This is a genomic window from Synergistaceae bacterium (assembly GCA_017443945.1).
In the GTDB taxonomy this organism is placed as follows: Bacteria; Synergistota; Synergistia; order Synergistales; family Aminobacteriaceae; genus JAFUXM01.
In genome coordinates, this window is the sequence record JAFSXS010000056.1 from 1 (window position 1) to 26,790 (window position 26,790).

Genomic DNA, 26,790 nt, shown 5'->3' on the forward strand with positions numbered 1-26,790 from the left:
ACATCAAGGCCGCTGAAGAAAATAAATAACACAGGGATTATATAAGAGTTTTTACGGAAGAATCTGCATAAATTATAAGTAATAAGAAAGACTCCCATTACAGCCCAGAAATATAATATAGCCTCTTGACCCGTATAACCCAGCGAAAAAATTTTTGCGATCAATGCAGGAGGAAGCCACCAGCCAAAATAATATGACAATGCCGCAAAACCTTCACCCGTTATCGCACGTACATTTTCACTCTGAAGCGACAAATCATAAACCACCGGCCATTTGTAATTGCATAGATCGTGATAAATTGGATTCCTCGCGGTAAAATCCCAGTTTTGAAATCCCAATCCGCCAATCCCAGACAAGAACACCCAGAACAACAAAGCCGCGCACGTTATCAGCCAGAATTTAGCAGAGCCCTTACTCATCACGCAAACATTTTGTGAAGCAAGCTCGTCATAAATGCTGTACATGAAATAACATAGTATAAGCGCAATAGGAATCGAATAATAATATCTCACCCAGCCCAATGCAAATATAATCACCGGCAAGGTAACATAAAAAATTGAACAGGCCGTCAATAACCTGTCAGACTTGGAAAACGAAAAATTTTCCTGCAAAGTAATCTAACTCCCTTCAAAAATTTATGATCAAATCTCATAGTCCTTGAATGCTCCCGGATCTATTGACTTGAACTCTACAACTTCACGGACGTTCACGCAAAAATTATGTACTATCATCAAGCGCGCTAAAATATGGCCGTCAATTAAAATTATGTGCTTCTCCTTTGCGTAATCTTGTGCAGGCTTCGAGAAATTTGCATTTGTTACAAGTAAACCCCGTCCGGCCTTGCGTGTGATTGCGTCTCCGAATGTCTGCATACTCCAGCTTGTAATTATTGTCCCCTTCTCTAATTTTCTGGTCTGAATGTAAATCGGATTATAGCCCGGTCTGTCTTCAACTATTATTCCTTGAATGGCTGAACTTGCTATGCGTCTTCTTGCGTTCTTGTAGACCTCATAGCCCATACGAATCAACAAATCAGTAACAAGCTGCTCAAATCCCGTCTGTGAAAGCGTATTAACCTTCGCCATGATTTGAGTAACTAAATTTTCATAGTCCGAAGTCTCCATTTCGGAGCCGATATTAAAATTTAATTCTGATCGTTCATTCATTACATAATTATAAAATATTATGCTAGTTTTTGTAGTGTAAGCTCAATCCGGAAAAAATTTCTATTACGTCATCGGCCTCGCGTGCAAAAATTTTCAGGAGTTCAGCAAGAGTCTTTATATAATGTTCTGTCAAGTCATCATAAGTTATCCCGCCGCAAAAAATATTGTCTGACACGAGAATAATTTTATTGCAGATTGATTTAATGTGCATGAAGTCGCGAAAAATTTTGTTGATTACTGAGTCGGAGTCATTTATTATTTTGCCGCAAAAAATTTCGTTGGCTGTCCAAGTAGTAAGGGATTCGATTAGGACGCTTGAGTCTTGGCATAAATTCGCGATTTCGGCCAAGTTTTGAGATTTCTCGATTGTGATAAAATTTTTGTCTGCTCTCATTAATTTATGACGTGCGACTCGTTCTCTCATTTCGTCATCATAAATTTTTGCTGTAGCTATGTAGATTTTGTGTGAGTCAGGGTTTAATAAATTTTCGGCGTAAAGGCTTTTCCCGCTTCCTGATGAACCAGAGACTAATATAAATTTTCCTGCATTCATAGATGTTAAATTATCGCCGTCCTTCTGTATAGTGAATATAAAATTTTGCGTGAATCAGCGTTTAATATTATAAATGTATTTGCTATGATGAAAACACTTTAAATGCAAAGTCAAAAGCGAAAACCTTTTTACAACCGGCGCGAACATACAAAATTTTTTACAGCTATTAAAGTGTGCTGACTATAAATTTGATGAACCCGAGACTAATATAAATTTTCTTGCAGTCATAGCCGCTAAATTATCGCCGTCCTTCTGTGCAATGAATATAAAATTTTGCGTGAGTAAGCGTTTAATAAATATTTTCGAAAAACTATGACAAAATATTTTTGTTGAGCTTATATATTAAATTTGTTGCATGTGTGCGACTCGTTTTTCCCCGCCCGTAATTATAAATGCACGTTTCCGAAAGACTTTAATAAACTAAGTTAGTTAAATATAACAGCCTCGATAATAAAACTTGCGCAAAAAAATTTTTCGTGGTAGTATTTTACATCGTGATGGCCTCATCGACTAGTGGTCCAGGTCGTAGCCCTCTCAAGGCTAAAACACGAGTTCGAACCTCGTTGAGGCTATATAAATTAAGGGTATGAGCTTCCGTAAAATAATACGGAGGCTTTTTTTATTGCGATCATGATTTATAATTAGACTTTAAAGCGGTTCTTAAGGACGGACAATATACAATGAGTGAAAAAACAGCAGAAGAAAAATTACGACAAACCCTCGAAGGCGAGCCGTTAAAACCTTCAAAGGGTAAAGATAAAATTTTACGGACTCATACTTCAGACGCACTAAAACGTGAGGCCGATGCATTTATTCATGACTTCGAGAAGAGACTCAATGCGGGCATAACTCACAAGCCTAAATCACCGCCTGCAAAGCCTAAGACAATTATTACATCTGACAAGAATCAGCCTCAGACACAAATAATTCCAGAATTTGACGCAAGTTACAGCGAGGAGCCTGCCCCTTTGCCTGTGATTACTCTTGATGAAAAAATTCAAGAGATTCCGGAATTTGATGACAGTTACAGCGATGAACCCGACATTATCCCAGACTATACGCAGAAAACGCAAAATTTTCCTGAAATCGATAATAGTTACAGTGAAGAGTCAGAATTTTTGCCAGCTGCTAAACCTGAGAACAAGAAAATAGAATCAAGCAATGACGAACAAGAAAACGAGAATCAAGACTCAAACGATAACGACTCAGAATCATTACAGGACATAACAGAAATTAACGAGCCTTTGCCGGTAATTGATAATGACTCTGACGAACAAGAAAACGAGCCTCAAGACTCAAACAATGACGACTCAGAATCATTACAGGACTTCACAGAAATTAACGAGCCTGAGCCTTTGCCGGTAATTGATAATGACTCTGACGAACAAGAAAACGAGACTCAAGACTCAATAACTTACGACTCAGAAATTAGCGAGCCTGACTCATTAAACGACTTCGACGAAATGACTCAAGACGAATCGCAAAATTTGCCGGAAATTCCCATTATCGAGGACAAAGACGACTCAGAAAATGAACTCCCCGATATTCCCGTAATTGATGACAGCGAAGACTCCGACAACGACGAACCCGAAGAAATTTCGCCCGATTCAGAGTCAGAACTTGAACAAGAGCCAGACTCCGACCCCGAAGCAGAAGCCGCCCCAGTCAGTATTACAATGCCGGAAGACACTAACACAGCAGAAAATAAATTAATGGCCGACATCGCAGAAGCCATGACAGGAAATCCCCTGACTCTTGACTCGCCCGATACACCGGAACCTTACAAGCTGCCAGACTTTGAAAATCTCGACAATAACGACCAGCAGACAGCAGAAGAAAAATTACGTGCTAATATCGCGCAGGCAATGTCAGAGTCTCCCCTCGACGCAGCACAAGATAAATCAAATCAGGATCTCGAACAAGATTTAAACCCTTTCGACGATTTGCCGTTAACTGATTTGAAGCCTGCACCCGAACCAGAGCCGGAACCGGAAAAAGAGTCAGCACCGGAAGAGTCATTTATACCCGATTTCAACGAGGAGCCGGAAGAATTACCGCAGGAAAATCAAGAGTCTTCGCTTGACGACTCAGAAAATAATCAAGATAACGAACCTGATGACTTCTTTAGCATTATTGATGATGACTCACATGATGAGACAGAATCAGAACCCGAATCTAAACCGGAAGACTCACACGAGCAAACCGACTCAGAACTTGAACCTATCGAAATCGAAAATATTGACTCGCCCGAACCTGATAATCCACCTGCAGGCGAAGAAGAAAATTTGTTGCAGGAAATCGCAAATATTTCTAACTCCAACATTGACTCTAATCCTGAACCCGAACCAGAGTCAGAACCCGATTTAATACCTGATATTGACTCAGAGTCAGAACCAGAATCAGACAGCGAACCCGAAATTTTGCCGAGCTTATTAGATGACAACGAACACCCAGACCCGGACTCAAGCACCGACGATGACGCAAACGACTGGGATATTTCATCACTGGGCGCACTTAGTGAAGCAGCGTCAATTATCGGCGATGACCATCATGAAGACGACACAGACTCAGATACAAATCTTCCGGAAGTTATCGAGCCGGAGACAGATTTACAAGCACCACCCGAATCAGAATCAGTAATTATTACTCACATAAATCCAGATGAAGAAAGAAGCAATGAAAAAATTATGAGCATCAGAGACAAACTCGAAAACCGTAAGGGCGGAAATGACGGCACCAGCGCAAAAAGGCCGTGGGCAGCTTTGATTACTGCATTATTGCTGACAGGTTTATTAGTCGTCGGCGTTATGCTTTACTTCAGAGTCGGATCACTCATTGACAGAATTTCAGCAGGCACAGACGGACTCTCGTTAAATGCTCCTTCAGCTGTTGAAGCTCCTGCAAGTTATGAATACTCGATTGATTTCATTCTTGACCCGAATATAACAGAAAGAATGACTCAACGCGGTAAAGCAGGCTGGCAGGTCGTCGGCTCAAGAAGGACTCAGGACACGACAACAGGTCAATACGGCTATGAATTTATTTTCATGCGCAGAATCAAAGGCGGTAACTAATGGCGATATTCTCAAAATTGCGCGAGGGTCTCAAAAGCGTTAAAGCAAAATGGAGCAGCGGAATAGCAAAATTATTCTCCTCTAAAAAATTTGATGACTCTTTCTGGGACTCTCTCGAGGAAAATTTAATTTCAGGCGATACAGGACTCGAATTTACAGAAGAAATTATTGACTTCCTCAAGGCCGAGTCAAAGAATAAAAACGTGAAGACACCTGCTGACCTGCAAAAAATTTTTGTTGACAAGATTACTCAAGAGCTTGACTCAGTTCCGGGAATGGGCAAAAGTTTTAATCCCGCGAAAAAGCCTTTAGTTTTGCTCATGATAGGAGTCAACGGCAGCGGAAAAACTACCAGCGCAGGAAAATTAGCTTCAATGTACAAGAAACAGGGTAAAAGCGTAATAATGGCCGCAGCAGATACTTTCAGAGCAGCAGCAGTCGAGCAGTTAAAAATTTGGGGTGAACGTTCCGGCGTTAGAGTCATTGCACAAGGTCAGGGGAGCGACCCCGCAGCAGTTGCATTTGACGCATTCAAGGCCGCAGAGAGTTCAAATACTGATATATTAATCGTCGATACAGCCGGGCGTTTGCATGATAAACATAATTTAATGGAAGAATTACGCAAGATTCACCGCGTTTTATTGCGTGAGGCAGGGCAGGAGCGACTCGAAACTGTTTTAGTGCTTGACTCTGTGCTCGGTCAAAATTCTGTAGCTCAGGCAGAAACTTTTAATGCGATTATCCCCGTATCAGCGATTATATTAACGAAATATGACAACACGTCTAAAGGCGGAGTCGTTATCTCGATTGCTAGAAAATTGCGCGTTCCAGTGCGTTATATCGGGCTGGGTGAAGGTGCTGACGACTTGAATAATTTTGACACGGCAGAATTTGCTAATGCCCTTATGGAAATATAATCCGTGAACAGGTCAGAATATAATTTAACGCTATTAACGCCGGAGTCAACGCTTTTATTTTTCTTGCGGACTCTTTTCGGTTCTGTCGCTGAATATGCCGTGTATATTCCTGATTCTGGTGATGTTATTGCGTTGATGAAGGAGCAATTAGTTTCGCTCGTTGAAAGGGGCTGTGCTGACTCAATGGTCAAGACTCTCCCGCAGTTAGTTGCGCGAAATATCGTAAGGCCCGTAGACCTTGAAGAAATTGATTATCCTGATGAAGTCAACGCGCTTTATGTTACTCTGACAGGTTCATTTATTAGCACGTTAGAAGCTGCTTTATACCCTGATGAACCAGTTTATCCAGAGTGGTGGGAGGCTCCTGTACCGTTTGCGATTTCTTCACGCGGAAATTTGCGCCTTAATGACACAGCAAAAAATTTGTTCGGCTCCGAGCTTGAGAGATTAAACGCTTATGAATTACCCGACAAGGACGAATTTATTGTAACTCTTGATTCTGAAAGCGGCACGAGATTTATAGCGTTCAAGAAATTGAAAGCCGGCATTTATTCAATTGATGACTGCACAGAAGATTTAAATGACGCGCAGGATATAACTTGGTGGGCAGCGGTCGGCCAAGCATGGACTAGGGAAATAGAATCTCAGGGCGGAAAATGGCAGAGACTCGACAATCCTCCCGAAGGCAAGTCAAAAACTTTCAGAGCTTGTGAATGGCACGGAGAATTACAGGGTTACTTGAATATACAAATGCCCCCGCGAAAGAAAGCACCGGCCAAGAAAGCACCCGCAAAGAAGCAGGAACCCGAAAAAATTTCTACTCCTCGCAAACCTGATGACGTAATTACAAATATCGGCCCTCAAGCAATGGCATTATTAGCAGCTGGTCAATTAAGAGATCACGAAGGAGCTTTTATGAATGAGTAAACCTTTAGTCAAGAGAATAACGGGGATTCTTTATCCGTCAGACAATGAAAATTTATTGCAATGGTCAATAGCTGAACTCGCAAAAATATGGGGCGAACCTGAATTATTCAGCAAATCCGTCCCGTTCGACAAGACTAATTATTATGACGAAATTTCCCCGAATTTGAATCGAATATTTATGAGTTTTCCGGGACTCGTTTATGCCGGAGGACTCGCAGACTGGAAACATCAAGCAATAGAAATAGAATCCCGCAGCCGTGAAAATATCAGAGCTGTAAACATTGATCCGGGATATATTGACGGTGCAAGATTGATTCTCGCGTCAACAAAGGATCACGCACACAGAATTTATTTGCGCGACGAAATTTTTGCGGAAGTTACAATGAGATTCAGGTTTAAGCAGTGGCAGAGCTTTGATTACACTTTTCCCGATTTCCAAAGCAGAGTCTATGATGAATTTCTTTCACGTGTTCGTAAATTATGGCTTAAGGAGGTAAAAGAATTATGAGAAAATTTTTAGCGTTGATTGCAATTTTTATAGCGTCAGAATCTTTTGCGTTAGATTTACCCGATAAGATTCAAAATTGGCATTTACTCAGCGAGGATATTACGCCCTTAACAGCAGGAAATAAAAATTTTGGCCGTGTCGTGTATAGAAGTTATCTGCGCACAAGTCCGCGCGGTACACTTGATATTATATTAACAGAAGGCAGCGGAGCAGGAAATTTATACGTTCCTGAATGCATGAAAGATTCAGAGGGTTTATTTAGGCCGGCTTCAGATTATGTAGTGCTCAATATCTCACAAAAGCGCGCTATACTCGAAAGAAGCGAAACTTTGCCCCTTGTCCTCGCAATCAAAGCAGGTGATAATATCACACTAACAATAGAGACTCACGCATTAAACGAGTCAGAATTAATAAATTTTGCAGGTGATTTATTATCGAACGTTACAAAATAGGACTAATTCCCGGCCCCGTCAGCATTCCCGAAAATTTTAGAGCAGCTTATAACACTGATTTTGCGAGTCCTGACTTGGAGGACGAATTTTTTGAGCTTTACCGGCAGAATCAGAATTTAACACAAAATATTCTGCACACTAAGAATGACGTTATTATCACTTCAGGCGAGGCAATGTCGATTTTATGGGCTTCTCTTAAATGCACACTCAAGCCCGGCGATAAAATGTTAGCTATTTCTTCAGGTTTATTCGGTGAAGGCTTTGCGGAAATGGCGAAAACTTTCGGAGTCAATGCTGAAATTTGCGCGTTTGAAGATGATTCGATTCCTGATCCTGATATTGTGCGCGAACATGTGAAAAAATTTCGTCCCAAAGTTATAACTGCTGTACATTGCGAGACTCCTTCAGGGACTCTGACTATAAATCTTGCTGAACTGGGCAGCATAGCACGTGAATTTGACGCATTATTTGTCGTTGATTTTGTCTCAAGTGCAGGAGGTGCGCCGCTTGATGTTGACTCGTGCAAAATTGATATAGGCCTTCTCGGAAGTCAAAAAGTTTTGTCGCTGACTCCTTCATTATCGATTTCTACAATTTCAAATAGGGCATGGGAAATTATCGAGCGCGTAAATTATTCCGGTTATGAGTCTTATAACGGCTGGAGAAATATTTACGGGGAAAAATTAACTCCTTACACACATAACTGGCACGCAATGAAGGCATTAAATTTATCGTTAGAGTCAATTATGAACGAGGGAATCTCTAACGCCTGCAAACGTCATGAAGAAGCCGCTAAATTATGTCGTGATATGGCGTGTGAAATGGGATTAAAGCTCTTCCCGAAGAATGAAAAATTTTGTTCGCCGACTGTAAGCGCGTTTTATGTGCCTGAAAAATTTACGTGGGAAAAATTTAATTATTTATTGCGTGAAAAGGGTTTAGCAGTTGGGGGCAATTACGGCAGATTGTCAGGAAAAATTTTCAGAGTCGGCCACATGGGCAGCCAAGCAAATATAAATCTCGTCAAAACAGGAATGAATATAATTAGAGACGTAATGCAGCTATAACAATAAGGCGCGCGCGTTCTAGTGTATAGGCTGTTCATTTATTATGCTGTAAAATTGGCGTTTCTTGTTCGTTGAGTTATTTGCGCGAATTAAGAAATAATCACGATTTTTATCGAATGAATGAATCGAGTGTACATCATATTTTAAGCGTGTTCTACGGTCAGTTTCCCATTGGAGGACTCTCGATTCCAAGTATTTCACATAAAATTTTAGTTCAGTGCTTGAGCCCCCCGTTATTATTATAAATTCTAAAATTGTTGTTATTCACGATTTATAATACAAATCGCGGGGAAACGTGTTTAAATGTGCATCCCCGCATTTAATGTCTAATTTGTGCCTGCTCCAATATCAGACCTGTAGCGCATACCTTCAAATTTTATGTATTTTACTGCCTCATACGCTTTTTCACGAGCTGACGGAAAATCTTTCGCAACCGCATTTACTGCCAAGACCCGACCGCCCGACGTGTAAAATTTCCCGTTTTCACACTTTGTCCCGCAATGAAAAATTTCGACTCCTTCGATATTATCTGCTTGGCCGAAATCAATTTCATAGCCTGATAAATATTTTCCCGGATAGCCTCCTGACGCAAGAATAACACAGCATGACGACAAATTTTTAAATTTCACGTCTAAATCCTGCAATTTTTCATCACGTACAGCGAGCATAATATCAAATAAATCACTGTCTAATAACGGGATAACGGCTTCAGCTTCAGGGTCGCCGAACCTGCAGTTATACTCGATAACTTTAGGGCCTTCGCGAGTCAGCATTAATCCGAAATAAAGACAGCCTTTGAATGTGCGTCCTTCCTGATTAAGAGCTTTAATTGTCGGGAGAAAAATTTTATTCATGCACTCGTCAGCAATTTCATCACTGTAATAAAAATTTGGAGCAGCGACACCCATTCCGCCTGTATTCGGGCCTTTGTTGCCGTCGTAAGCTCGTTTGTGATCCATTGAAGAAATAAGCGGGATTATAGTTTTTCCGTCAGTGAACGCTAAAACAGTAACTTCCGGCCCGCGCAGACACTCTTCAATTAAAATTTTTTCGCCGCTCGTACCAAATGCTTTGTCCCTCATGCATGAAATAATTGCTTCTCTTGCCTGCTTGAAGGTTTCAGCGACTGTAACGCCCTTCCCCTTTGCGAGTCCGTCAGCTTTTATTACAATGGGATAATCTGACAGTGCAGCATGTGATAAAGCCTCATCTAAGTTCGTGAAAGTCTTATATTTTGCGGTCGGAATGTTGTAACGAGTCATTAAGTTTTTCGCGAAAATTTTGCTGCTCTCGATTATTGCTGCGTTCTGAGAAGGACCGAAACATTTTACGCCGATTGACTCAAGTTTATCTACTGCTCCGAGCGCTAAAGGGTCATCAGGTGCGACAATTGCGAAATCAATAGCGTTTGACCGTGCAAAATTTATTATTCCGTCAATGTCTTCTGCTGAAATATTCACGCACTCCGCAATTTGAGAAATGCCCCCGTTGCCCGGAAGAGCGTATAACTTGCTGACTTTAGGATTTTTCGCGACATATTTTGCGATTACGTGTTCGCGCCCGCCTCCGCCGATTATCATTACGTTCATTAAATTATTTGCCTCCCTGAATAGCTTTAACTTTCTTTACTGCCTCGTCCTGAGCTGATTTTATTTGACGTGGAGAAAGCATTTCAGTTAATCTGATTATATAGTCTTGATGAATATGAGTGATATTAAATCCGCACATTCTCGCGACCTCAAACCAGAAATAAGCGCGTAAAGGATTTTCTTTCGCCTTGTTGTAGAGAACGCCTAAATGATATTGCGCGTTAGTGTTACCCTGTTCAGCTGCTTTAGTGTACCAGTAAATAGCTTTGTCGTAATTTTTTTCGAGTCCGTTACCGCTCTCGTAGTAAGTGCCCATAACATTTTGTGCGGCGGGGTCTCCTTGTTCGGCTTTGGATAAATTTTTCTTTGCTGTCTTGCCGAGACTCTCACGTTCTTTTGCTGTGAGACCGTATTTCTTGTCATTCTTGATGTCTGGTATATCTTCGAGCTTATAATCTTTTTCTGAAGATGGGTCGCTGATTCCTGACATTGACTCCTCGATGGGGATTTTGCCTTCTGTTACAAGTTTGCGGAAGAAAATATCAAGAGCTTCAGACAATGCACCGGTTGAGTCAAGCTCCAAAGTTTTACAGACAAGTTCGAGTCTCTGTTCGTGTTTTGCGTCAAGTTCAAGAGTGATAGACATGATAATAAATTTCTCCTTTCAAGTTGTTATATCCAGTTACAATGCAAAAATTTATCGCGCTTATATAATTCGTTCTGCCCACCCGCCCGCCCGGATTGAAGGGGTAGCTCCGACGTGCAAATATTTTAATGATGAAATAATCTTTTGCCGGTCATAACCATAGAAATATTATGAGACTCGCAAGCCTTAATCACTAAATCGTCGCGAATCGATCCTCCCGGTTGTGCAATAAATTTTATTCCGCTGAGTGCTGCACGTTCGATATTGTCAGGGAACGGGAAAAATGCGTCGCTTCCGAGTGATGAGCCGAAATTATTTGCAAGCCATTCTTTACGCTCAGAATCTGAAATAATGCCGCTGTTAGTTGTGAGAATTACATTAATTGCATTATCGCGTTCAGGTCTGCCTATTTTAGAGTCAAATTCGAGAGCTAAAATTTTCGGGTGTTCGCGCAAAATTCGTAAATCTGCCTTATCACACGCAAGTTTTACGCAATGTAACCTGGACTGCTGGCCTGCTCCGACTCCGAGTGTCTGACCGTCTTTAGTAACGCACACTGAATTTGATTGAGTATACTTAAGAGTAATCAGCGCTAGAATTAAATCACGTCTTGCAAAATCCGGAATGCTCTGCGAATTAGTAACGGGTGAGTCAAATTTTGCAGGCTCAACAACGGGGGCAATGCTTCTTGACTGCTCAAACGTAATCCCGAAAACGTCGCGAGTCTCTAGTAAATCAGGCTCATAACTTGAGTCAATCTTCACAACTGCGTAATTTCCTTTGCGCTTGGTCTTGAGGATTTCGAGTGCTTCAGGTTCATAATCGGGAGCAATAACGCCGTCAGATACTTCACGTTTGATATATTCAGCTGTTATCGCGTCGCATTTATCACTAAGGGCGATCCAATCACCGAAAGAAGAGAGTCTGTCAGTTCCCCGCGCTCTTGCATAAGCACAGGCCAGTAACGAGTCATTTATATTCAATTTATCGTCAACGAAGAATAATTTTCGCTCGTTATCGCTTAATGGGAGACCTAAAGCTGAACCCGCCGGACTCACATGCTTAAATGACGCAGCAGCAGGAAGATTCAAAGTTTTTCTCAATTCACGCACTAACTGCCACGAGTTTAATGCGTCGAGAAAATTTATATAGCCCGGTCTTCCGTTGAGAATCTCAAGCGGCAAATCTTTATCATTCCGCATAAAGATTCTTGCGGGACTCTGGTCGGGGTTGCAGCCATATTTCAATAAATACTCGTTCATTGATAATCACTCCTTAGTGTTAAATAATTTGTCGGTGCAGCTCGTAAAATCGGGCTCGTAAAATCTCACGTAAAGCGCAACTCTGTAATCATCGCTTAATTCTGACCATAAAGAATCAGCGAATAAATTTATGTCATCGCAAATTTTTATTTCTCTAGGCTCCCCCATGAAAGACGGCAAAATTTTATCTCTCATTACGTCATTATTATAAGTGTGAATCAAATGGCCTTTTCCGGCTGTAAACTCGTACTCGAAGAAAAATTTTCCTGCACGTTTTAATATGCTCTGCTTATAACCTGAAGGCGTAATAACTGCGCTGATTCTGGGCGTGTAGTGAGGTGCGTCGGGTTCATATTCGCGGGTTCGTAGTGCTTGTTCGAAAGTTTTTGACTCGTTCAGGAAATCATAAATCGTGTCGGTCTGGTCTCCGTTGGTGATAATAATATTTTTGCCGCAAACTCTTAAGGGCGAATAAAGAATTAACGAGCTGTCAAAATCTTTATCTTGATTAACGAGCTTGATAATTAAATCATCGCCTGACTTTGCAAATATTCTCGCTTTACTTGATTGACTTCTGCCCATGATGAAATAAGCAAGCGCAATTTTTCCGGATTCAGTCATTCCCGTTATAATGCCTCGACCGGGATATTTTATCGGAGACGCAAAAATTTTGTTGTCCAACTTTCTGCAAATTTCCTCGACAGCACGCGGCAAAATAACCCATTCCGCACGTTCCATGACTCTACGCTGTAATTTTTCGGGTGTATCGTCAGGAAGAATTTTAACGGCCTTCTGTGCTAAAATTTGGCCTCCGTCGGGAATCTCATTCACTAAATGAACGGTTGCTCCTGTAACTTTTGCGCCGGAATTTAACACAGCTTCATGGACTCGCAGACCGTAAAAGCCTTTGCCGCAGAACGCCGGAATTAACGAGGGGTGAACGTTGATAATTACAGCATTACAGGACTCAATAAAATTTTTGCTCAAAATGTGCATGAAACCGGCCAAGACTATAATATCAGGATTAAATTTTTTGAGGGAATCTAAGAGGTTTGACTCGAAATTTGCGCCAAAGCTCACGACCTCACAAGGGATATTTGCACGTTTAGCGCGTTCGATTGCAAATGCGTCATGACGGCTAGAAATAACCTGCACGATTTGACCGGACTCAAGAATGCCGTTATTTTGCGAGTCAATTAGAGCCTGTAAATTTGTTCCGCCTCCTGAGACCAAGACAGAAATTTTCACCATAAAATTACGCCTCCTTCAGATTTTACTATTTCTCCGATTATATATGCATCGCTTAATTTTTTCAGAATCGAGTCAACGTTTTCGGAAGCAGCAAATAAAATCATTCCTACGCCCATATTAAAAACGTGAAACATTTCGTCAATATCGAGATTTCCGGCCTTCCTGAGAAAATCAAAAACGGGGGGAGTCTTAATTTTCGCGAGTTCAATTTTTGCCGAGAGTCCATTATTAAAAGCTCTTGGTATATTCTCGTAAAAGCCTCCGCCTGTGATATGAGCGATAGATTTAATTTTCTCGATAACGGGTAATACTTGACGGACATAAATTTTTGTAGGAGTCAAAAGTTCATTGCCCAAAGTTTTGCCGAACTCGTTTATATATTGCTTGAGGTCATAATCTGCTAAAATTTTTCTCACGAGCGAGAACCCGTTTGAATGCACACCGCTTGAAGGCAGAGCAATAATAATATCTCCTTGTTTAACGTCAGAAGGCTTTAAAATTTTTTCGCGCTCAACGACTCCGACAGCAAAACCGGCCAAATCATATTCATTAACGGGATAGAATCCGGGCATCTCTGCAGTTTCTCCGCCGATTAACGCGCAATTTGACTGCACGCACCCTTCAGCAACGCCCGACACGATTTCAGCAACTTTTTCCGGATAATTTTTCCCGACAGCTACATAATCAAGAAAAAATAACGGTCTCGCACCCGAACAAAGAACATCATTAACGCACATAGCAACACAGTCAATGCCGATTGAGTCATGTTTATCGAGGGCAAAAGCAATTTTTAATTTTGTGCCGACTCCGTCTGTGCCGCTGACTAAAACGGGATTCTTGAGTCCTTCAGGAAGCTCGAACATTCCGCCGAATCCGCCTAAATCCGAGAAAACGCCTTTAATTTTTGTGCGTTCAACGTGAGCGCGCATTAATTTTACAGCCTCGTAGCCTGCTGTAACGTCAACGCCAGAGTCTTTATAAGAATTTTGCTTGTAAGTCATGATTCTTTCTCTCAACACTTTCTGACATTTTTTGAGTCTCGATCTCTAATTTTTGCGCGAGAACTTCATCATTGACAGATAAAATTCTTGCAGCAAGCCACGCAGCATTTGCACCGCCGTCAATGGCAACACACGCGACAGGCACACCAGGAGGCATTTGGACACTTGATAATAACGCGTCGAGTCCGCCTAAATCCTGACTCATTACGGGAACAGCTATAACCGGCAGTCTTGTATGAGCAGCTAACACACCAGCAAGAGCCGCAGATTTTCCCGCAATAGCAATAATTACGCCGAAATTATTTTCACGCGCATTAATGGCAAATTCCCGCAATTTTTCAGGGGTTCTATGTGCAGAAATTATATTTATCGTGAAGTCAAGAGCAAGAGTCTTTAACACCTTCACGCTTTTTTCTGCAATGTGTAAATCACTGTCGGAGCCTAATATAATTGCAATTTTTTTCGCGCTCATTCTTTATCATCAATCCTATTATTAATATGAACGGTCGGAATCTTTGACAATTTCGAGAACGTAGACAACGGCAGGCGTGCAGCAGCTTTATAATCCGGAAGAGTCGAACCTCCTGCAGCTGTCTTATTTTCCTGAACAATTACGTCCCATAACTCTTTTCGCCAAATTTGAGTCGATTGCGGGGCAGTTATTCCGAGTCTCACCACATCGCCGCGAACGTCAATTACCATAATTTCTATATCAGTCCCGATTTGAATGCTTTCGTTTACTCTTCTGCTAAGTACGAGCATTATTTATCGCCTCCGTTTAATTGTGCAGAGGCCTTCATTTTTTCGCGGACATCTTCAGGGAAAATTATATGTCTGATAGGGTACTCTTCATTAAGGGCGATGACCTGCACTGCTTTATGAGTCTTTAAATTTATGAGGATAGGCGCGCGCAAATTTGCTGTCATATTCCACGGTGCAGCGGGAGGAATCGAGACAACGATTAATAACGCGAGGTCAGCAGGATTTATTGAGCCTACCATTTTTAATTCATCTTCAGGGATTCGGGCGTTGTAGTCCGGCTGAATTGCGTCGGGGGACGTTACCGGCAGTGCTAAATCTCCATCGTTGACGCTCTGAAGCCATTTGATCGCGCTGTCCTCATTGCCCGCTAAAATCCATTCGTGCATGTTCTCAAATGCAGGTATCCCGCGCGGAAAAAATAAAACGTCTTCCTGTTTATATTCGACCTCCCCAAATCGAGAAGTCTTTATCTTCATGTCCGACATAAATATCACATGCTTTCAAGAAATTTTTATACATAATAATAGCATGTTCTGAAGTGCTTAACGTTGCCAAGTTTTTAAAATCGGGGTAAACTGACAAATCATTAAACCTGAATAAGCGATAAAAGGTGAGCTTGTAAATTTTGAATCATGATTTAATGGACTGGCTTAGAGACAGCATAAACAATAAAGATGACAGCACAGGGACGGGACTTCTGCTCGCCCCTATTAGTATTACGGACAAAGATTTAACGCGTGAAAATGTTAATGTGCATGAGACTCAAGAATCACAGGCAATTAACAGTGAAATTAATAACTTGCGTGAAAATATTTCTAATCCACTAGAAGCTCACGAGAAAAATATTAACGCGCAGGAGTCTCATGAATCACAAATAATTGACTCGCAAAACATTACAGGACGGCACGAAAATTTTATTAGCACGTCAGAGTCTCACGAATCACAGGCAGTCAACAGCGAAATTAATAACGTTCAAGAAAATACGCCCGACTCAGAATCTTTTATGCGCGAACAAATTATTAACTCGCAAAATATTTCAGACTCTCACGAACAAAGCACGCAAGAGTCTCACGAGACACAAATTTTTGACTCGCAACATATCATTGACCCAGACGCACTTAACCGCGAACAAATTATTAATTCGCAAAAAATTCCGGATGTCTCATCAATGGACAAAGCACAGCAGGAAGCAGCAACAGGCTTTCAATTGAGTCTCGACGAACCTCCGCCGGAACTCTGGGGAGAAATAAATTTTGACGATGACGAAGACTCCTCGATTCTTTATGAACAATATCAGCAGGGAATAAATTTTCAGGAATATAATAATCAGACTCCTCACGGAACTAATTTCACTCAACGATTGCAGAGAATCCTACAAGAACGCAGAGAACGAGCCGCCGCCGAAAACGAGAAAAACTCAGAACCTATACAAATTTCATATATAAAGCGCGCTGCTGTTTATTGCACAAGTCTTGTAATCACGATTTTAATTGCGTGGCTGGTATTGATTTATTTGCAGAAGAAAACTCCCGATTACTTGAATAATAAAGCTCTTGCACTCTATAACGCGGGCAATTTTCAAGAGTCAGCTAACGAATATCAACGCGCTTATAAACTTTATCCCGATGTATTAACTTTCTTGCGGGGACTTGCTTTATCTTCCGAGAAGGCCGGAAACTTGCAGACCGCAAAAATTTCGTGGGAACAGTATATAAATTCTCTTCCGGCAAATGACAGCGCAGATATTGAATTTGCAAAAAATGAACTCTCACGCCTGAATAATAATAACGAGCCAGCGCAGACAAAGCCCGAACCCGAAAAAATTACTCCCCTGCCCACGCAAAAAACTCCGCCGACTTTCAGTGAATTAATGCGTGAAGGCACAGAATCTCTCAATCTCGGAATCTATGACAGCGCAATAATAAATTTCTCGCAGGCAATAGAACTTAACCCTAACGAAATTAACGCGTATATCGGCCTGATAGCTTCTTATAGACACAAAGGTTTATATTTCGACGCTAAACGAATTTACGACGACGCAATAAAAAAATTCGGCAGGAACCCGACTCTATTAACTGAACTACAATTTTTGAAGGAGGCTCATTAAATGACTCACGACAACGTAATCAAAGCAAATGAAATTATCGGACTCGACGCTGTAAAGGCTCTGCAAAAACGCGGTTTCACAGCAGAATATGCAGCAACAGGCCAAGACGCTTTAAGACGTATTCTCGAAATTATCCCGCAAAACGCTTCTGTCGGAATCCCCGGCACTGTAACAATTAGGGATATAGGCGCACTCGACGCACTCAAGAATCGAGGCAACAAAATTTTTCAGCACTGGGGCGAAATGTCAAATCAAGAACGCAGAGAAGCAAGATTCTTAGAGAATACCGCAGATGTTTTCTTGACGAGCGCAAACGCCTTGACCAGAGACGGAGAAATTATCAACATTGACGGGACAGGAAACAGAGTCGCCGGAATGTCATGGGGTAACGGACTCGTTTTGTTCATAATAGGAATCAATAAACTTGCATTTGACTTATCAGACGGAATCAAACGCGCAAAATCTGCAACAATCCCAAACGCTATAAGACAGCACGAAGAGACTGCATGTGTTAAGGCCGGTCATTGTGTCGAATGCAGAGACGATAAAAGCATGTGCAGAGCGATTTTAATTCTTGAACGTCCAGTAAAAGGGCGGCAGTATCATATTATTATAGTCGGCGAAAATTACGGCTATTAAATTTCAGAGGTGTAATTATTTAATGGAAAATAGAGACAAAATTGTATTATTACTCGCTGGAGGCAGAATCGTTCAGCGTCAGGAAGGCAGCGAGAACCCCGAATTAACTGACGAGGAAATTTTTTCACTTCTCCCCGATGACATAAAAAATTATGTTGCGCTTCAAAAATGGAGTTCACAGCCGGCTTCTTATTATACGCTGAGAATGTGCGGAGAATTAATTTCAATGATGCGTACTTATGTTCATGACGAGGGCGCGCGCGGTGTAGTTGTTACATGCGGGATTCAGGCACTTGCGGAAATTTCATATTTTGCGGATCTCGTATGGGATTTGAATCCTCCTTTAATTTTCACGGGATCTATTTTCAACGCAGGCACACCTAACAGCGAGACATCAGTTAGACTCTCCCAGTCAATAAGAGCTGCATTATCGGGAGCCTGCACGGGTAAAGGCGCGTTAATTTGTGTGCAGGACTCAATTTATGCACCTGCTGACGTTCTTAGAATATCAAATTTCAGTCGTTCGGGGCTTCTTGCATTCCCAGAGTCGCCGCTTGGAGTCTTCTCACAACCTTCAGGAAATTATATTTCGTTGAGATTTCCGCGTCATCGTTATGTCCAGAAAATTATTAATCCCCTTGCTCGTAATATTCCGATTTTGAATGCTGGATTAGGCGACAATGATTTAATGCTGCGTGCGTTGCTTGATAAAAGATTTGAGGAGCTTGACGGCCTTATTATTTCCGGTTTTGGTGATGGTGATGTGCCTTCGGTGTGGGTGCCTCTGCTTAGAAAAATTGTGCGTTCAAATATTCCGGTTGTATTGACTTCACGTTATCCGGACGGTTTTGTGCAGGCGACAGAAAATTTTGAGGGCAGCGCGTCTCAATTGCTCGAAATGGGATTAATTAACGGCGGTATGCTTTCACCGTATCAGGCGAGAATAAAATTAGCGGTCGGTCTTGCTGCAGGTCTTGAAGGGTCGAACTTGGCCGATTACATTCACGGGAATAAATAATCATGGCTGGAATAATTGCAATTATAGGCCGTCCAAATGTCGGCAAATCTTCATTGTTTAACAGACTCACAAATTCGCGTGATGCAATAGTTGACGATATGCCCGGAGTTACAAGAGACAGGCTTTACGGTGAAGTCTCATACAGAGGGCGAAATTTTTACGTGATTGATACGGGCGGAATTTTCGGAACTGATACGGAATTTAGCGAGGGAATAAAATCTCATGTTGACGAGGCTGTGAAAGAGTCGGACGTTATTATTTTCATGATTGACGGTCGGGACGGCGTAACAAATTCTGATTTAGAAATAGCTGATTTCATTCGCAAGGCCGGAAACAAACCGGTTATTATAGCTGTAAATAAACTTGATGACGTTAAACACGACGATTTAGCAAATGACGCATATTCGCTCGGATTTGATAATGTTATGGCAATAAGCGCGCTTCATAAACGTGGACTCGATGATTTATTAGACGAAATAATTAATTTGCTGCCCGAACATGAAGACACAGAAATTTTTGATGATGAAATAAGGCTCGTTATTGCTGGAAAACCTAACGTCGGCAAGTCTTCATTATTGAATAAAATTACGGGCTCTGAGCGTTCACTAGTGAGTCCCATTGCAGGCACGACTCGAGATCCTGTTGATATGGCTGTAAATCTTGACGGTCAAAATTTTAGGATTGTCGATACTGCCGGACTAAGAAAGCGCGCGAAATTTGACGGAAATCTTGAATATTATTCATTTGTGAGGACTCTTGCGGCGGTTGATAGGTCTGACGTTGCATTACTGCTGATGGACGCTCGCGACCCCTGCACTGACCAAGATAAAAAAATTGCTGCTCATGTCGTGAATAAGGGTAAAGGTTTAATTATCGTGCTTAACAAATGGGATTTAGTAACGGGCGATAATAAAGCTGATAAACTCGTGAAAAAAATTCGTGATGATATGCCGTTCTTGAATTTTGCACCGATTATATTTGCGTCGGCTTTGAATGGGCGCGGGATAAATAAAATTATTCAAACGGTTATGGCAGTCAACGAGAACAGGAAAAAGCGGATCCCTACAAATATTTTGAATCGTTTAATGCGTGATGTATTAGCGTTTGACAGGCTCCCTTCTGACAAAAAAGGGCGTGCGTTGAAAGTTTATTATTGCTCGCAGGCTGAGTCAGAACCTCCGACGTTTATATTTTTCGTGAATAATCCGGGGCTCGTTAATTCAAGTTTTGAGAATCACGTCAAGAATAAATTGCGTGAACTTGAGGACTTCACGGGCTCACCTGTACGAACTTTCTGGAGGGGTAAAGAGAAGGAGTCATAAATAAAATATGTTCTATGAAATTGTGCTTGAAGGTATGAAAAAATTTGCGGGTGAGATACTAGGCGTAGTGCTGCTTATTGCTGCATTGAAAAAATTTAAGTGGATTCGTTCATTATTCGGCGAATATAAAAATTTGAAGGAAGACAGCGGCAATAAACAATCTGAACCGGAAATAAATAAATCAGACGAGTCAAAGCCTCCTATAATGAGTGATAAAGATTTTGTGAGTCTGTGTAAATCCGGTAATGTCGCCGAAATTGAATCGGTCATAAATAACGGAGCAAATGTCAACGCTAGAAATCGTAATATTACACCTTTAATGGGAGTACTTCAATGTAACGTAGAATTAACGGAATTAGCAGAGCTGCTCATAAAAAAGGGTGCTGATATAAACGCTAAAGATAATTTCTCTAATACAGTTTTAATGAGGGCTGCAATTAGAAATTACACCAAGACAGCAGAATTGCTCATAAAATACGGTGCAAATCTCGACGCTAAAAACAATATCGGTGTGACGGCTTTAATGTGGGCTATATATAAAGGCTACACGGAATTAGCAGAGCTGCTCGTAAAGAAGGGCGCAGATGTAAACGCTAAAGATAATTTCTCCTGTACTGCTTTAATGAGGGCTGCAGAATATGGCTACACTAAGACAGCAGAATTACTCATAAAATACGGCGCTGATGTCGACGCTAAAAGTAATAAAGGCTGGACGGCTTTAATGTTAGCTTTAAATTATAGTCACACAGAAACAGCAGATCTCTTGCGTTCTTATGGCGCAAAAGAATAATAAACACTCACAAAGGAGGAGTAAATTATGTTTTATGAAGTTATACTTGAAGGTATGAAAAAATTTGCGGGTGAAATAATCGGCGTAGTACTACTTATTGTTGCATTGAAAAAATTTAAGTGGATTCGTTCATTATTCGGCGAATATAAAAATTTGAAGGAAGACAGCAGCAATAAACAATCTGAACCGGAAACACAGGAAGTAATACAAAAGAAGTCAGAAGAGTTAAAGTATTTTGCAATGAGCGATAAAGATTTTGTGAATCTGTGTAAATCCGGTAATGTCGCCGGGATTAAAGAAGCCATAAATAATGGAGCAAACATCAACGCTAGATATTATAATATTACGCCCTTAATGGGAATAACTCAATGCGACGTAGAATTAACAGAAATAGCAGAGCTGCTCATAAAAAAGGGTGCTGATGTCAATGCTAAAGATAATTTCTCCTATACTGCTTTAATAAGGGTTGCAATTAGAAACTACACTAAGACAGCAGAATTACTCTTAAAATACGGTGCTGATATTAACGCTAGGGACTGTGACGGCAATACGGCTTTAATGGGGGCTGCATATAAAGGCTGCACAGAAGTAGCAGAACTGCTCATAAATAAAGGTGCTGATATCAACGCTCAAAATAATAACGGCGAGACGGCTTTAATATGGGCTGTAAAGTACAGACACAAAAAAATGGCCGACTTATTGCGTTCTTACGGCGCAAAAGAATAAATTATCACAAAGGAGGTAATATCTAACATGAAAAAATTTTTTCTCGCAATACTAATTTTATTTATCAGCGTCTCAAGTTCATTAGCTGAGTCAAGAGTTACCCTCGCTGAATTATCCGGCACTGTAGGCGTTCAAATGGAAGAATTTGTCAAACAAGTCATCCACGACGCAAACGAGTCTAACAGCAAATTAATAATTCTTCAGCTCGACACACCAGGCGGACTCGTTGAAGCAATGCGGGGTATAGTACAAAGTATTCTAGCCTCAAAAATTCCCGTTGCTGTCTGGGTACCTTCTGGAGGTCGTGCGGCCAGTGCTGGAGCTTTCATCGTGCAGGCTGCTCACATTGCGGCAATGGCTCCAGGAACAAATATCGGCGCGGCTCATCCTGTTACAGCTGGCGGAGAAAATATCGAGTCCGGCGACATGAGCAAAAAAGTTGTCAACGATTTAAAGGCTCAAATGCGTTCGGTCGTTCAGCTAAGAGGCAGAAATCAAGCCATAACAGAAAAAATGATTGATGAAAGTATTTCACTCACTGCAAACGAGGCATTACGCGAAAGAGTCATAGATATAATTGCTGGTGATGTCAGCTCGTTAATAAAAGCTGTGTCAGGCCGTCGCATTAAAATGGGTCAGAATAATTTCACGAGCTTAGAATTTGACTCAGAAGTAAAAGTTTTGCGCGCCAGTATGTCATTCAGCGAAAAAATTATACAGTTCGTATCAAGTCCGGAAATTGCTTATTTACTCGTAACCGGCGGAATAATGGCGATATTCTTTGAAGTCATCACACCGGGAGGCTTTATGCTGGGGACTCTCGGAGGGGTTATGTTCTTGCTGGGTGCTATAGGCTTGAAGATGCTGCCGTTTAACTGGGCGGGAGTTGTCTTAATCGTAGTCGGTCTTGTCGTAATGGCGATAGATTTAATTGCGGGCACAATGGGAGTGCTGACTCTTTTAGGTCTTCCCGTTTTTTGTCTTGGAGGAATATTTTTATTTCGTGCGCCCGGTGGTGAGTTATTGAGCATTTCTTTGACGCTTATAATCGGGATTGCTGTAGCTCTTGCGATATGCTTTAGTCTTGCTGCGTTCCTGCTGATTAAAGGATTTCGGCGCAAAATTTCTACAGGTTCACAGGGCATGATAGGACTCGAAGTAAATATTATTTCCGACATAAGCGAGTCTCAATCAGGCCAAGTAAAATGTCACGGGGAAATCTGGGAGGCAAAATCAGAATCAGGAATAATCACTAAAGGCGAGTCAGGTATCGTGAAAAAACTTGAAGGAATGACTCTCATAATTTCAGTAAAATAAAAATTGCATACACATAAAAAACTCAGTGCCTTTGCGTTGGGCACTGAGCGATAAGGGGGAAGGATACTGGTTTCGATGACGCAAGACCACGCGCAAACACGGACTCCGCAAATAAGAAATTTCGTCCCGGCCTGCGCCATTGAATGCGAAATTAAGTGTGTCAAAACACTTGCAATATTTTATATCAACTTCAGAAAAATACCAAATTTTTTTACGTGATTTTATCGGATTTAGCTCGACAAAAATTATTCATTGCTTTATGATTACGAATACAGCAAATTTATTATTAGGAGCGATATAATGCAGAACTTGATATTTGTTCCGTTCGCACACGATGATTCTATGCAGTCGGGTATGAACTTCAATAAAAATATTTCAACAGATCAGCGTTTGTTAATGTACCTGAAAAATTCTTGCGTCGCACTCGTGTCCGCAAAAAAATATAATCCAGATACAGACTGCGCACTTGTTACAAATTTAAGCGATGACCAGATTTCCGCAGAGATTCACGAGATTTTCAGGCGAGATGACATAAAAATTTTTCATGTCCCGTTTGATGAATTTAGATTCGATAATAATACTCCGTGGGGACTTGCGTTCTATAAATTATGCGCGTTGAGTCATGTTTTGCGCGAGACTGACTATAAAAATTTCTTGTATCTCGATTCAGATGTCTACGTGCAGGGGACTCTTTCGCCGCTTTGGGAGGAATTGCAGGAAAATATTTTATTGGGCGACACAAATGAAGGCTTGAAGGTTCCTGATTACGTAAATTTTTTAGGGCAGACTCGAAAATTTTACCCGGATAAAAAATTTGTTACTCGTTATGGCGGGGAATTTGTTGCAGCAAATAAGTTAAACGCAGAAAAATTTATCACAGAAGCAAGCAATTTCTTCAACAAAATTAAATCAGCCGGGCAAATTATAGAAATGGGCGACGAGGTATTAATCGCGATCACTGCCGATAAATTAAAAATTTCCGTACGTAATGCAAGCTCATATATATTCAGATTCTGGACGGGAGATTTTAGACTCGTGTCAACCTGCTATAGATTCAATGCTGTAACGGTTCTGCACATGCCATCAGAAAAAACGCGCGGCCTCATGAAAATTTACGATAATTACATCAAAAAAGGGACTCTGCCTTCCAACAAAAAAGTATGGAAAATGTGTCATTTATCAGGAGGCAGATATTCAGGCATGAAATTTTTGCACCGGATTAAATTATTCTTGAAGGAAACTTTTTTAACCGGCAATAAATGCATCAATGAAGGTGAATAACTAAAAACTTTCTGCAACATCTTTCGCGCTTGGGGACAGCTTTTCACGCAATTTTTCGCACCCGCACAACAAGGGCCGACTCCGAGCGCATTATGCCAATTAAAAACTGTAATAAATCAATATGGCATATTTTGTTCTCTTCTCTTCATATGATATATTATACATGATTCCGAAAAATTTAATATTTAGCCCTATTCACCTGAGCTTAATCCTAGCCGTTATTCATGTTGCTTTCAACGTACGATAAATATTTACTTTCTGCATTACGGAGCGCATAACATTTTTCTATTATAGTGTACGAAACTAGCTGCACGCGCATTCTTGAGCGTTTGTCAGATTTGAGAGCCTCGCTTAATGAACCCAAGACTCTTTTGTCCGTTTTTCCGTCGCCGTAAAGAGTTACAACATCATAATCAAATAGTTACGCACCTGTCGAGCAAGCCGGCATTAATTAATTTGCCAGAAATCCCCCCGATAAAGATACGAAATATATTCCAGATTTTAGCGGGGACTCTTTCTCAACGTCAATATATTGCGCGCACTCTGAAGGGACTTGTGCTGTACTTTTCACTCTTGAACGAATTTAATAGCGTCAATAAAATCTTCATGCTTGTACATCATTGACGTATTAACTATCGACCCGCAATCGTAATTTTCTGGATGACATGCAAATCTTTGACGTACTCGCCGAGTTCTACAATTTGGCCGGGAACTGCTAAGACATCATTTCTGCCATGATAAAATTTTCCTCCTTAATTTATTGATTCAGGCGTTCATATTCTGCCCTGCATAAGGGACTATAAATCATTAACTCATCGCGCAAAGCATCTATCCAATTTTGCATTTTATCAGTGAGGCCGGAAGATTTTGCTACACCTGCTGACATTTGCCAAATATCGAGACAAGCATGATAAATTTTTTCTTCCTCGCTTGCCTGCCTCAATCCCAAAAACGAACTTGCATAACTACCGCTCTTGCACGTCGATAAATAACGCTTGGCCGTGTTCCTGTACTCGTTGTATAAAAATTTTTTACGCGGTTCGTCGTTAATGTCCGTGTGAAGCTCGGTGATAATCTTCAGGACTTCACGATCACGCGATTTTCTGAATAATTTTCCCCTATTGCACAAAATTTGAAGACACACGCACCGCCATAACCACCAATCAATATTTTTGCGTTTTTTGCCCTCGTGGTCTGAGAATCTGTCATTATAGATTTCGCGCATAATTTTAGAGTCTTCACTTTCAGGCAATGAGTCAAGAATCTCAAGACGTTTTGCAGGCTCAATTTCGTTATAAAAATTTTCGTACATGTAAATTCAAAGCTCCCATCACATTTTTTATTACTAATTATATGACAGAAGCAAAAAAATTTAATTTCATCTGGCTTGACATTTTTTCGAGAAGCAATCAACACCGACAGCAACGGCAAAGATAAGCCCTGAACGACCATTTTCGTATATTAGCTAACATTCATAATAATAATTTCGCTTTTAAGTGAGCCGATTATAAGAACTCCCGCAATTACTCCGGACATTTTGTCTATAGCCGCCGAACTTGAACGCGATAATAAAAAACTTTTTCGGAATCATATATAATATACTTATGAAGAGAATAGAGCGAATAGAAAAAATTACAGATGAAAAATTTCAAAGGATTTTCGGTGTTAAGCGTAATACTTTAGAAGGGGAGGACGTACGCCTAAAATTAATATGTTGAATCGTTTGTGCATCTTCTTAGCTTATTATCGCAATTATCGTACTATGAAAGATATTGCAAACGAATATGAAATTATTGGCTTCATGTGTTAGTAATCGACGCTAGCGGCTAAAAAGGGGACATCAGAATACACAGCGGCAAGAAAAAGAAATACACACAAAAAGCTCAAATAGCAATAAATTATAGTACAGGGGAAATTTTTACTGTAGATTTTAGCGGAGGCCGTAATTATTTAAGCAGAGCGAACTACCATTATCAGAGCACACATGCATAATACCAGACAAAGGTTATCAGGGTATCAGAAAGATTCATCAAAATAGTCTTCATCCAATAAAACGCAGGAAAAAAGTTCCGCTCACTGATAATCAGAAAGCATATAATCGAATAGTATACCGCTTAAGATTTGTAATAGAGCAAGTAAACGGCATTCTTAAACGTTTATTAGAATATTATCATCAAAATATAGCAACTTACCTCAAAATTTTATAATTACATTTTCTTTGATATGGATAATAGTCAATAAAGTGGACATAAAAAACTAAAATTAGTTAATTTTTTGTCCAAAATTCTGCTTCTTTCTCATTATGAGAAAGTCCATTATTAGCACTATGAGGACGTTTAGTATTATAAAATCCGTCAATATACGACATTATAGACTGCTTTACGTCTTTTAATTGCAAAAACTTTCGCCTACTTA

General features: G+C 40.7%; 28 protein-coding genes and 1 tRNA gene. 16 read left to right on the forward strand and 13 right to left on the reverse strand.

Features of this window, described 5'->3' with window-relative positions; genetic code table 11:
• The 3 genes from IJT21_05790 to IJT21_05800 form a co-directional block, all read right to left on the reverse strand.
• The coding region (locus IJT21_05790) for a hypothetical protein (protein MBQ7577757.1) at positions 1-611 on the reverse strand (611 nt) is incomplete at its 3' end.
• Positions 612-641: 30 nt separating this feature from the next.
• Positions 642-1,166, reverse strand: a complete 525-nt coding sequence (locus IJT21_05795) for a restriction endonuclease (GenBank protein ID MBQ7577758.1) — start codon at positions 1,164-1,166, stop codon at positions 642-644.
• 22 nt (positions 1,167-1,188) lie between these two features.
• Positions 1,189-1,719, reverse strand: a complete 531-nt coding sequence (locus tag IJT21_05800) for a bifunctional adenosylcobinamide kinase/adenosylcobinamide-phosphate guanylyltransferase (protein ID MBQ7577759.1) — start codon at positions 1,717-1,719, stop codon at positions 1,189-1,191.
• A gap of 499 nt (positions 1,720-2,218) precedes the next feature.
• Between IJT21_05800 and IJT21_05805 the strand changes: the two genes are divergently transcribed.
• The 7 genes from IJT21_05805 to IJT21_05835 all read left to right on the forward strand — a co-directional run bounded on the left by IJT21_05805 (position 2,219) and on the right by IJT21_05835 (position 8,664).
• Positions 2,219-2,291: transfer RNA gene (locus IJT21_05805), tRNA-Glu, on the forward strand.
• Between the two features lie 108 nt (positions 2,292-2,399).
• A complete protein-coding gene (locus IJT21_05810) occupies positions 2,400-4,793 on the forward strand; it encodes a hypothetical protein (protein ID MBQ7577760.1) in 2,394 nt (797 codons plus the stop codon).
• Positions 4,793-5,710 (forward strand): signal recognition particle-docking protein FtsY, encoded by a 918-nt coding sequence (ftsY, locus tag IJT21_05815; GenBank protein MBQ7577761.1) that lies wholly within the window; start codon positions 4,793-4,795, stop codon positions 5,708-5,710. The genes IJT21_05810 and ftsY overlap by 1 nt, the downstream gene beginning before the upstream one ends.
• A 3-nt stretch (positions 5,711-5,713) precedes the next feature.
• Positions 5,714-6,637 carry a hypothetical protein gene (locus IJT21_05820; GenBank protein ID MBQ7577762.1) on the forward strand — a complete coding sequence of 308 codons (924 nt, stop codon included), beginning with the start codon at positions 5,714-5,716 and terminating at the stop codon, positions 6,635-6,637.
• Positions 6,630-7,145 carry a DUF4416 family protein gene (locus IJT21_05825; protein ID MBQ7577763.1) on the forward strand — a complete coding sequence of 172 codons (516 nt, stop codon included), beginning with the start codon at positions 6,630-6,632 and terminating at the stop codon, positions 7,143-7,145. Before IJT21_05820 ends, IJT21_05825 begins: the two co-directional genes overlap by 8 nt.
• Positions 7,142-7,597, forward strand: coding sequence for a hypothetical protein (locus IJT21_05830; protein ID MBQ7577764.1), 456 nt, complete (start codon positions 7,142-7,144; stop codon positions 7,595-7,597). The genes IJT21_05825 and IJT21_05830 overlap by 4 nt, the downstream gene beginning before the upstream one ends.
• Positions 7,579-8,664 (forward strand): alanine--glyoxylate aminotransferase family protein, encoded by a 1,086-nt coding sequence (locus IJT21_05835; protein ID MBQ7577765.1) that lies wholly within the window; start codon positions 7,579-7,581, stop codon positions 8,662-8,664. Before IJT21_05830 ends, IJT21_05835 begins: the two co-directional genes overlap by 19 nt.
• Before the next feature lie 326 nt (positions 8,665-8,990).
• On the opposite strand, the gene purD is transcribed toward IJT21_05835, so the two are convergent.
• The 8 genes from purD to IJT21_05875 all read right to left on the reverse strand — a co-directional run bounded on the left by purD (position 8,991) and on the right by IJT21_05875 (position 15,660).
• Entirely contained in the window at positions 8,991-10,253 is a 1,263-nt protein-coding gene (purD, locus tag IJT21_05840) for a phosphoribosylamine--glycine ligase (GenBank protein ID MBQ7577766.1), read from the reverse strand.
• A 4-nt stretch (positions 10,254-10,257) separates the two neighbouring features.
• Positions 10,258-10,899, reverse strand: a complete 642-nt coding sequence (locus IJT21_05845) for a sel1 repeat family protein (GenBank protein ID MBQ7577767.1) — start codon at positions 10,897-10,899, stop codon at positions 10,258-10,260.
• A gap of 125 nt (positions 10,900-11,024) precedes the next feature.
• Positions 11,025-12,161 (reverse strand): phosphoribosylaminoimidazolecarboxamide formyltransferase, encoded by a 1,137-nt coding sequence (locus tag IJT21_05850; protein ID MBQ7577768.1) that lies wholly within the window; start codon positions 12,159-12,161, stop codon positions 11,025-11,027.
• Between the two features lie 6 nt (positions 12,162-12,167).
• Positions 12,168-13,412: a phosphoribosylglycinamide formyltransferase gene (gene purN / locus IJT21_05855; GenBank protein ID MBQ7577769.1), complete on the reverse strand. Its 1,245-nt coding sequence runs from the start codon at positions 13,410-13,412 to the stop codon at positions 12,168-12,170.
• The gene (locus IJT21_05860) at positions 13,406-14,413 is read right to left on the reverse strand and encodes a phosphoribosylformylglycinamidine cyclo-ligase (GenBank protein MBQ7577770.1); all 1,008 of its coding nucleotides are present in this window, start codon (positions 14,411-14,413) and stop codon (positions 13,406-13,408) included. The genes purN and IJT21_05860 overlap by 7 nt, the downstream gene beginning before the upstream one ends.
• The gene (gene purE / locus IJT21_05865; GenBank protein ID MBQ7577771.1) at positions 14,388-14,885 is read right to left on the reverse strand and encodes a 5-(carboxyamino)imidazole ribonucleotide mutase; all 498 of its coding nucleotides are present in this window, start codon (positions 14,883-14,885) and stop codon (positions 14,388-14,390) included. Before purE ends, IJT21_05860 begins: the two co-directional genes overlap by 26 nt.
• On the reverse strand, positions 14,882-15,175 hold the full coding sequence (gene csrA / locus IJT21_05870) for a carbon storage regulator CsrA (GenBank protein ID MBQ7577772.1): 294 nt from the start codon (positions 15,173-15,175) through the stop codon (positions 14,882-14,884). The genes purE and csrA overlap by 4 nt, the downstream gene beginning before the upstream one ends.
• Positions 15,175-15,660 carry a flagellar assembly protein FliW gene (locus IJT21_05875; GenBank protein MBQ7577773.1) on the reverse strand — a complete coding sequence of 162 codons (486 nt, stop codon included), beginning with the start codon at positions 15,658-15,660 and terminating at the stop codon, positions 15,175-15,177. Before IJT21_05875 ends, csrA begins: the two co-directional genes overlap by 1 nt.
• A gap of 140 nt (positions 15,661-15,800) precedes the next feature.
• Here IJT21_05875 and IJT21_05880 point away from each other — a divergent pair, with 140 nt between their 5' ends.
• The 8 genes from IJT21_05880 to IJT21_05915 all read left to right on the forward strand — a co-directional run bounded on the left by IJT21_05880 (position 15,801) and on the right by IJT21_05915 (position 24,375).
• Positions 15,801-17,282, forward strand: coding sequence for a tetratricopeptide repeat protein (locus tag IJT21_05880; protein MBQ7577774.1), 1,482 nt, complete (start codon positions 15,801-15,803; stop codon positions 17,280-17,282).
• Entirely contained in the window at positions 17,283-17,921 is a 639-nt protein-coding gene (locus tag IJT21_05885) for a lactate utilization protein (protein ID MBQ7577775.1), read from the forward strand. It abuts the gene before it with no gap.
• Positions 17,922-17,943: 22 nt separating this feature from the next.
• Positions 17,944-18,939, forward strand: a complete 996-nt coding sequence (locus IJT21_05890; protein MBQ7577776.1) for an asparaginase — start codon at positions 17,944-17,946, stop codon at positions 18,937-18,939.
• 2 nt (positions 18,940-18,941) lie between these two features.
• Positions 18,942-20,261, forward strand: a complete 1,320-nt coding sequence (der, locus tag IJT21_05895) for a ribosome biogenesis GTPase Der (GenBank protein MBQ7577777.1) — start codon at positions 18,942-18,944, stop codon at positions 20,259-20,261.
• Between the two features lie 7 nt (positions 20,262-20,268).
• Positions 20,269-21,051, forward strand: a complete 783-nt coding sequence (locus tag IJT21_05900; GenBank protein ID MBQ7577778.1) for an ankyrin repeat domain-containing protein — start codon at positions 20,269-20,271, stop codon at positions 21,049-21,051.
• Positions 21,052-21,078: 27 nt separating this feature from the next.
• The gene (locus IJT21_05905; protein ID MBQ7577779.1) at positions 21,079-21,777 is read left to right on the forward strand and encodes an ankyrin repeat domain-containing protein; all 699 of its coding nucleotides are present in this window, start codon (positions 21,079-21,081) and stop codon (positions 21,775-21,777) included.
• A gap of 27 nt (positions 21,778-21,804) precedes the next feature.
• Positions 21,805-23,094 carry a nodulation protein NfeD gene (locus IJT21_05910; protein MBQ7577780.1) on the forward strand — a complete coding sequence of 430 codons (1,290 nt, stop codon included), beginning with the start codon at positions 21,805-21,807 and terminating at the stop codon, positions 23,092-23,094.
• A 300-nt stretch (positions 23,095-23,394) separates the two neighbouring features.
• Positions 23,395-24,375: a hypothetical protein gene (locus IJT21_05915; GenBank protein MBQ7577781.1), complete on the forward strand. Its 981-nt coding sequence runs from the start codon at positions 23,395-23,397 to the stop codon at positions 24,373-24,375.
• Between the two features lie 211 nt (positions 24,376-24,586).
• Here IJT21_05915 and IJT21_05920 read toward each other — a convergent pair whose 3' ends face one another.
• Complete coding sequence (locus IJT21_05920; protein ID MBQ7577782.1) at positions 24,587-24,739, reverse strand: hypothetical protein; 153 nt, start codon at positions 24,737-24,739, stop codon at positions 24,587-24,589.
• Positions 24,740-25,132: 393 nt separating this feature from the next.
• Positions 25,133-25,687 carry a hypothetical protein gene (locus IJT21_05925; GenBank protein MBQ7577783.1) on the reverse strand — a complete coding sequence of 185 codons (555 nt, stop codon included), beginning with the start codon at positions 25,685-25,687 and terminating at the stop codon, positions 25,133-25,135.
• 676 nt (positions 25,688-26,363) lie between these two features.
• Between IJT21_05925 and IJT21_05930 the strand changes: the two genes are divergently transcribed.
• Positions 26,364-26,582, forward strand: coding sequence for a transposase (locus tag IJT21_05930; GenBank protein MBQ7577784.1), 219 nt, complete (start codon positions 26,364-26,366; stop codon positions 26,580-26,582).
• The last annotated feature ends 208 nt before the right edge of the window (positions 26,583-26,790 follow it).

Excerpts from the sequence above, each read along its gene's own strand:
- IJT21_05875 (MBQ7577773.1), bottom strand. The coding sequence starts at position 15,660 with ATGTCGGACATGAAGATAAAGACTTCTCGATTTGGGGAGGTCGAATAT.
- IJT21_05900 (MBQ7577778.1), top strand. The coding sequence starts at position 20,269 with ATGTTCTATGAAATTGTGCTTGAAGGTATGAAAAAATTTGCGGGTGAG.
- ftsY (MBQ7577761.1), top strand. The coding sequence starts at position 4,793 with ATGGCGATATTCTCAAAATTGCGCGAGGGTCTCAAAAGCGTTAAAGCA.
- IJT21_05800 (MBQ7577759.1), bottom strand. The coding sequence starts at position 1,719 with ATGAATGCAGGAAAATTTATATTAGTCTCTGGTTCATCAGGAAGCGGG.
- purD (MBQ7577766.1), bottom strand. The coding sequence starts at position 10,253 with ATGAACGTAATGATAATCGGCGGAGGCGGGCGCGAACACGTAATCGCA.
- IJT21_05905 (MBQ7577779.1), top strand. The coding sequence starts at position 21,079 with ATGTTTTATGAAGTTATACTTGAAGGTATGAAAAAATTTGCGGGTGAA.
- IJT21_05795 (MBQ7577758.1), bottom strand. The coding sequence starts at position 1,166 with ATGAATGAACGATCAGAATTAAATTTTAATATCGGCTCCGAAATGGAG.
- IJT21_05890 (MBQ7577776.1), top strand. The coding sequence starts at position 17,944 with ATGGAAAATAGAGACAAAATTGTATTATTACTCGCTGGAGGCAGAATC.
- IJT21_05925 (MBQ7577783.1), bottom strand. The coding sequence starts at position 25,687 with ATGTACGAAAATTTTTATAACGAAATTGAGCCTGCAAAACGTCTTGAG.
- IJT21_05810 (MBQ7577760.1), top strand. The coding sequence starts at position 2,400 with ATGAGTGAAAAAACAGCAGAAGAAAAATTACGACAAACCCTCGAAGGC.
- der (MBQ7577777.1), top strand. The coding sequence starts at position 18,942 with ATGGCTGGAATAATTGCAATTATAGGCCGTCCAAATGTCGGCAAATCT.
- IJT21_05830 (MBQ7577764.1), top strand. The coding sequence starts at position 7,142 with ATGAGAAAATTTTTAGCGTTGATTGCAATTTTTATAGCGTCAGAATCT.
- csrA (MBQ7577772.1), bottom strand. The coding sequence starts at position 15,175 with ATGCTCGTACTTAGCAGAAGAGTAAACGAAAGCATTCAAATCGGGACT.
- IJT21_05850 (MBQ7577768.1), bottom strand. The coding sequence starts at position 12,161 with ATGAACGAGTATTTATTGAAATATGGCTGCAACCCCGACCAGAGTCCC.
- IJT21_05860 (MBQ7577770.1), bottom strand. The coding sequence starts at position 14,413 with ATGACTTACAAGCAAAATTCTTATAAAGACTCTGGCGTTGACGTTACA.
- IJT21_05845 (MBQ7577767.1), bottom strand. The coding sequence starts at position 10,899 with ATGTCTATCACTCTTGAACTTGACGCAAAACACGAACAGAGACTCGAA.
- purE (MBQ7577771.1), bottom strand. The coding sequence starts at position 14,885 with ATGAGCGCGAAAAAAATTGCAATTATATTAGGCTCCGACAGTGATTTA.
- purN (MBQ7577769.1), bottom strand. The coding sequence starts at position 13,412 with ATGGTGAAAATTTCTGTCTTGGTCTCAGGAGGCGGAACAAATTTACAG.
- IJT21_05825 (MBQ7577763.1), top strand. The coding sequence starts at position 6,630 with ATGAGTAAACCTTTAGTCAAGAGAATAACGGGGATTCTTTATCCGTCA.
- IJT21_05915 (MBQ7577781.1), top strand. The coding sequence starts at position 23,395 with ATGCAGAACTTGATATTTGTTCCGTTCGCACACGATGATTCTATGCAG.
- IJT21_05910 (MBQ7577780.1), top strand. The coding sequence starts at position 21,805 with ATGAAAAAATTTTTTCTCGCAATACTAATTTTATTTATCAGCGTCTCA.
- IJT21_05885 (MBQ7577775.1), top strand. The coding sequence starts at position 17,283 with ATGACTCACGACAACGTAATCAAAGCAAATGAAATTATCGGACTCGAC.